This window comes from Hypericibacter sp., from assembly GCF_050729195.1.
Taxonomy (GTDB): domain Bacteria; phylum Pseudomonadota; class Alphaproteobacteria; order Dongiales; family Dongiaceae; genus Hypericibacter.
This window is the reverse complement of record NZ_JBOHKS010000185.1, coordinates 1-6,158: the sequence shown is the minus strand read 5'-3', so window position 1 is coordinate 6,158 and position 6,158 is coordinate 1. Positions and strand designations below refer to the sequence as shown.

Below are 6,158 nucleotides of genomic sequence, written 5' to 3'. Positions count from 1 at the left end.
GCGCCGGCCGCAACTGGGTTTAAAATCTTCCCTCATGGCGGGCCGGGACATTGCTCGCGAACAGGGGAATACGGGCGGGAATCTGATCGATGATCAAACGCATGCTCATCATGCTGGTGCTGGTGGTCGCGGTGTTCGGCGGCTTGGGCGGCATGAAATACGCGCAGATCAAGCAAGCCATGTCGAAGATGGGACCGCCGCCGCCGGCGGCCGTCTCGACCGTCGTGGCCGCTTATGACGACTGGCAGCCGCAGCTGGAAGCCGTCGGCAGCCTGCGCGCCGTCAATGGCGCGGATCTTGCCTTCGAAGTCCCCGGCATCGTCGAAGAAATCCATTTCAATTCCGGCGACGAGGTCAAGGCCGGCACCGTACTGCTCAAGCTGCGTGACGACGAGGATGTCAACAAGCTCCATTCGCTTCAGGCGGTGGTGGATCTCGCGGTCATCACCTATCAGCGCGGCATCAAGCAGCTGCCATCGCAGACGATCAGCCAGGCGGCCGTCGATGCCGACAAGTCGGAGCTCGACGCCGCGCGTGCCAATGTCGCCGAGCAGCAGTCGCTGATCGACAAGAAGGTGATCCGCGCGCCGTTCGACGGGCGGCTCGGCATCCGGGCGGTCGATCTGGGCCAGTATCTCGCCGCCGGTACGATCGTTGTGACCCTGCAGTCGCTCGACCCGATCTATGTGGATTTCTTCCTGCCACAGCAGGCGTTGGAACAGATTCGCATCGGCCAAGCCGTCACTGCCAATGTCGACACCTACCCTGGGCAAGGTTTCCCCGGCGAGATCGCCGCGATCGAACCCAAGGTCGACTCCGCAAGCCGCAATGTCCGCGTGCGCGCCGCGCTCAAGAACCCCGACCATAAGCTGTTGCCCGGTATGTATGCGACCGTCGATATCGCGACCGGGGAGCCGCAGCGCTACGTAACGCTGCCGCAGACCTCGATCACCTTCAATGCCTATGGCAACACCGTCTATATCGTGGACAAGGGTCAGCCCGGCGCGGACGGGCAGCAGCAACTGATCGTGCGCCAGAGCTTCGTCAAGACCGGCGAGACGCGCGGCGACCAGGTCGTCATTCTGGAAGGCGTCAAGGAAGGCGAGACGGTGGTGACCTCGGGCCAGCTCAAGCTGCGCAACGGGGTGCCCGTGGCGATCAACAACTCGGTGCAGCCGAGCTCCGACGCGGCGCCGGCACCGGTCGGCTACTAGACTTCGACCAGCACCCGAGCAGCGACTGTCATCATGAAATTCACCGATATCTTCATCCGCCGTCCGGTGCTGGCCACCGTGGTCAGCCTCCTGATCCTGGTGCTGGGGCTGCGCGCCGTGGGCTCCCTCCCGGTTCTCGAGTTCCCGCGCACCGAGAACGCGATCGTGACGGTCTCGACCGCCTATTACGGCGCCGATCCCGACGTGGTGGCGGGCTTCATCACGACGCCGCTCGAAAACGCGATCTCGCAGGCGAACGGCATCGACTACATGACCTCGGTCAGCCAGAGCGGCGTCAGCACGATCACCGTGAATCTGCGGCTCAATTACGATTCCAACAAGGCGCTGACCGAGATCAACACCAAGGTCAATTCGGTGCTGAACCAGCTGCCGCCCGAATCGCAGCAGCCGGTGCTGTCGGTGAAGGTCGGCCAGACCATCGACGCCATGTATATCGGCTTCAGCAGCAAGGTACTGTCGCCCAACCAGATCACCGACTATCTGCTGCGCGTGGTGCAGCCCAAGCTGCAATCGGTGCCGGGCGTGCAGACCGCCGAGATGATCGGCGCCAAGAACTTCGCGCTGCGCGCCTGGCTCGACCCGCAGAAGCTCGCGGCCTATGGCCTGACCGCGGCCGACATCAGCAAGTCGCTCTCACAGAACGATTATATCTCCAGCCTCGGCACGACCAAGGGCCAGATGGTGCAGGTCGACCTGACCGGCGCCACCAGCCTGCATACGGTCGAAGACTTCAAGCGCCTGGTGATCAAGCAGGAGAACGGCGCCATCGTCCGCCTGGATGACGTGGCGCATGTCATGCTGGGCTCGGACGATTACGAGACCGAGGTCGGGTTCGACGGCGAGAAGGCGGTCTATATCGGCATCCAGGTGGCGCCTACGGCCAACCTGCTCGACGTCATCAGCGGCGTGCTCAAGGTCTTCCCTGAGATCCAGGCCCAGCTGCCGCAAGGCCTCGAAGGCAAGGTGATCTACGACTCCACCAAGTTCGTGAACAGCTCGATCCATGAGGTGATCCGGACCCTGGTCGAGGCGCTGCTCATCGTGACGCTGGTTGTGTTCCTCTTCCTGGGATCGCCGCGTTCGGTCTTCATCCCGGTCATCGCGATTCCGCTGTCCTTGATCGGCACCTTCACCATGATGCTGGTCTTCGGCTTCTCCATCAATCTGCTGACCCTGCTGGCGCTGGTGCTGGCGATCGGCCTGGTGGTGGACGACGCCATCATCGTCGTCGAGAACGTCAACCGCCATCTCGAAGAGGGCATGACGCCCTTCGCGGCCGCGATCCAGGCTGCGCGCGAGCTGGGCGGGCCGATCATCGCCATGACCATCGTGCTGATCGCCGTCTATGTGCCGATCGGATTCCAGGGCGGCTTGACCGGCGCGCTCTTCACCGAGTTCGCCTTCACGCTCGTCGGCGCCGTGACCGTCTCCGCCATCGTCGCCCTGACCCTCACGCCGATGATGAGCTCCCGCCTGCTCAAGGCCCATTCCGCCGACCGCAGCGGCTGGCAGGAGCGGCTGTCGGATTTCATCGACCGCGTCTTCGAGGGGGTTCGGCGGATCTATCAGAACCTGCTTCACGGCAGCCTGGATTATCGGCCCGTGACGGTGGTCTTTGCGCTGTTTGTGCTGGCCAGCATCTATGTCTTCTATTCCTTCTCGCAATCCGAATTGGCGCCGCAGGAAGACCAAGGCGTCGTCATCACACTCTCGACGGCCGCTCCCAACTCGACCCTGCAGCAGCGGCAGCTCTATGCGCGGGAGGTCTACAAGACCTTCGCCGGCCATCCCGAGACCGATCACGTGTTCCAGCTCGACGTGCCGGGCCAGTCGATCGCGGGCATGGTGCTGAAGCCCTGGGACGAGCGCACACGCGGCGCCAACGAGCTGCAGTTCACGGTGCAGAACCAGCTGCATAGCATTGCCGGTATCAATGTGGTGGCGTTCCAGCCCCCGCCCCTGCCCGGCGGCATCGGCCTGCCGGTCCAGTTCGTGATCGGCACCACCCAGCCCTTTGCGCAGCTCAATGAGGTGGTCCAGGCCTTCATGCAGACCGCGCTGCAGAGCGGCAAGTTCCTCTTCCTCGATACCGACCTCAAGATCGACAAGCCGCAATCGACGGTGACGATCGATCGCGACAAGGCGGCCCAACTCGGGCTTACCATGAGCGATGTCGGCAGCGCGCTGGCCTCGATGCTGGGCGGCGGCTATGTCAATTACTTCAGCCTCGACGGCCGCTCCTACAAGGTCATCCCGCAGGTGCAGCAGAGCTCGCGCCTGAATGCGGACCAGGTGCTGAATTACTACATCCGCGCCGCGGACGGCAGCTCGGTTCCGCTCTCGACCATCGCCAGCATCACCACCAAGACGGTGCCGCAGTCGCTGAACCACTTCCAGCAGCTCAACGCGGCCATCATCCAGGGTGTCGCCTTCCCGGGCGTGACCACCGGCGACACCGTGAAGTTCCTGCAGGACTACGCCAAGATCAACCTGCCCCAGGGCTACTCGATCGATTACGGCGGACAGTCGCGCCAATACGTCCAGGAATCGAGCGGCTTCATCGTCACTTTCGCCTTCGCGCTCATCATCATCTTCCTGGCGCTGGCGGCGCAGTTCGAGAGCTTCCGCGATCCGCTGATCATCCTGGTCTCGGTGCCGATGTCGCTGGCGGGCGCGCTCGCCTTCATCTTCCTCAGCGTCGGCGGCGCCACGCTCAATATTTATACCCAGGTGGGCCTGGTGACCCTCATGGGCCTGGTCAGCAAGCATGGCATTCTCATCGTCGAGTTCGCCAACGACCTGCAGCGCCAGGGGCGCAACAAGCGCGAAGCGATCGAGATGGCGGCGGGGATCCGGCTGCGCCCGATCCTCATGACCACCGCCGCCATGGTGCTGGGCGTGATCCCGCTGTTGATGGCGACCGGTGCCGGCGCCGTGTCGCGCTACAGCATGGGTCTCGTGATCTCGAGCGGCATCGCCATCGGCACGCTCTTCACCCTCTTCGTCGTCCCGGCCTTCTACATGCTGCTCGCGGCCGATCACTCGAAGAAGGAACTTCCCCAGGAAGAAGCCCTGGTTCCCGAACCGCAGACCTGAAGCAGGGGCGATCCCCCAATCTGCCCCTGCTGACTTGGTGACCCGGAGCCCCGAAGCGCGCTATTGCTGAGGGGCCCCGGGCTCCAACCGGGCGCCGGAACCAGCCATACCTGGCTCCGTTGGTTGGTTTTGGGAGAGGTGTACCCATTCCTGCGAAACCCATCCTGATCGGCGATATCGGCGGTACCAATGCGCGTTTCGCGCTTCTGGGCGAGACAGGCATTGGCCCCATCGACCGGCTGCGTACCGGCGATTACCCGACGCCCGAGGCCGCCATCGGTCGTTTCCTTGCAGCCCACGGGGGCTCTGCCGCGATTGGCGGCATGGCCCTGGCGGTAGCGGGGCCGGTCGAGGCCGGGCGTTGCGCGCTGACCAACAGCCATTGGGTGCTGGACACCGAAGCGCTTCGCCGCGCGTCCGGCTTGTCGTCGGTGCGGCTGGTCAATGATTTCGAGGCCACCGCCTGGTCCCTCCCAAGATTGAAGCCGGAAGACCTCGTCCCGGTCGGCGGCGGCCCTCCTGATCGCAACGCGCCCGCCCTGGCGATGGGGCCGGGCACTGGTCTCGGCGTCGCCTGCTACCTGCCGGGATCGGGACGCGCGACGGTTCTGCCGAGCGAGGGCGGCCATGCCACCATGGCAGCCTCCGATGCGCGCGAGGCGGCCGTCATCGCCGAGCTGTGGAAGCAGTTCGGCCATGTCTCGGCCGAACGGCTTCTGTCCGGCGATGGGCTCGGTCATCTCTATGGCGCCCTGGCCCGCCTGGATCAGGCCCAGGTTCCGGCGCGCACGCCCGAAGAAATCACGCAAGCGGCCCTCGATCAGAATTGCCCCCAGAGCCATGCGGCGCTGACCATGTTCTGCGCCATGCTGGGATCCGTGGCCGGCAATCTGGCCCTGACCTTCCGGGCCGCGGGCGGAATCTACATTGCCGGCGGGATCATGCCGCGTCTGACACGTTTCCTTACCGGCACCCGCTTCCGCGAACGGTTCGAGCAGAAGGGGCGCCCTCGCCCCTGGCTGGAACGCGTTCCGATCTTCGTCATCATCCAGCCCGATGCCGCGATGATCGGATTGCAGACGCTGTTGGGCGCGAGACTGACTTTGGCCCCAAGGCCTTAGTGAGGCGGAATTGAACATCCGCGAAAAACAGGCGTAGGATCGACGGACAGCGGCGAAAGCGGGCGCCGCCAGGGGGCCAGTCTCATGAATCGCGACGAGCTTGCGGCGGCGGTCGCCGAATCTCTGGGCGTTACGAAGACGGCGGCGACGAAGATCCTCGACGCGATCTTCCAGTCGATCGCCAAATCTCTCAAGGCCGGCGAAGACGTTCGCCTGGGCGACTTCGGCACCTTCCGCCTCGCCACGCGCGCCGCGCGCCAGGGGCGCAATCCGCGCACCGGCGACGCGATCGCCCTGCCCTCGCGCAAGGAACCACGCTTCAAGGCGGGCCGTGCCCTGAAGGATGCGGTCGGCGGCAATGGCGATACCGACGACCCCGGCGCCTCCCTCAGGCCGGGACGATAAGGCCCGCCATGGCCGACGATCCCAACAGAAAACCGGTTGAGGCGCCGTTGACCGAACCTCACGGGCTACAGCCCGGCAGCAAGATCGGCGAGACCGCGCCCGAGGCCGCGAACGACGCCAAGCGAAAAGCCGTCCTCGAGCAGAAGCAATTCGTCACCGGCCGGATCAGCGAGACCTGCCGCTATATCGGTTTCGGCGTGCTGGCGGTTTTCTATGCGATACAAAGCTCCGGGACGGGCTTCGCCACCAAGACCGCGGCCAAATATCCGGACCTGCTCTATGTGATGGCGGTCGCCGCCGC

5 protein-coding genes are annotated in these 6,158 nt (G+C 64.6%); all 5 read left to right on the top strand.

Going from position 1 to position 6,158, the window contains the following annotated elements:
- The first annotated feature begins 89 nt into the window (after positions 1-89).
- Positions 90-1,214, top strand: a complete 1,125-nt coding sequence (locus ACREE8_RS14295; protein ID WP_431573682.1) for an efflux RND transporter periplasmic adaptor subunit — start codon at positions 90-92, stop codon at positions 1,212-1,214.
- A 33-nt stretch (positions 1,215-1,247) separates the two neighbouring features.
- Positions 1,248-4,331, top strand: coding sequence for an efflux RND transporter permease subunit (locus tag ACREE8_RS14290; protein WP_431573681.1), 3,084 nt, complete (start codon positions 1,248-1,250; stop codon positions 4,329-4,331).
- 119 nt (positions 4,332-4,450) lie between these two features.
- Positions 4,451-5,452, top strand: a complete 1,002-nt coding sequence (glk, locus tag ACREE8_RS14285) for a glucokinase (RefSeq protein ID WP_431573680.1) — start codon at positions 4,451-4,453, stop codon at positions 5,450-5,452.
- An 84-nt stretch (positions 5,453-5,536) separates the two neighbouring features.
- The gene (locus ACREE8_RS14280; protein WP_431573679.1) at positions 5,537-5,857 is read left to right on the top strand and encodes an HU family DNA-binding protein; all 321 of its coding nucleotides are present in this window, start codon (positions 5,537-5,539) and stop codon (positions 5,855-5,857) included.
- Between the two features lie 47 nt (positions 5,858-5,904).
- Positions 5,905-6,158, top strand: a 254-nt coding sequence (locus tag ACREE8_RS14275) for a hypothetical protein (RefSeq protein ID WP_431573678.1), incomplete at its 3' end; no start/stop codon positions are given.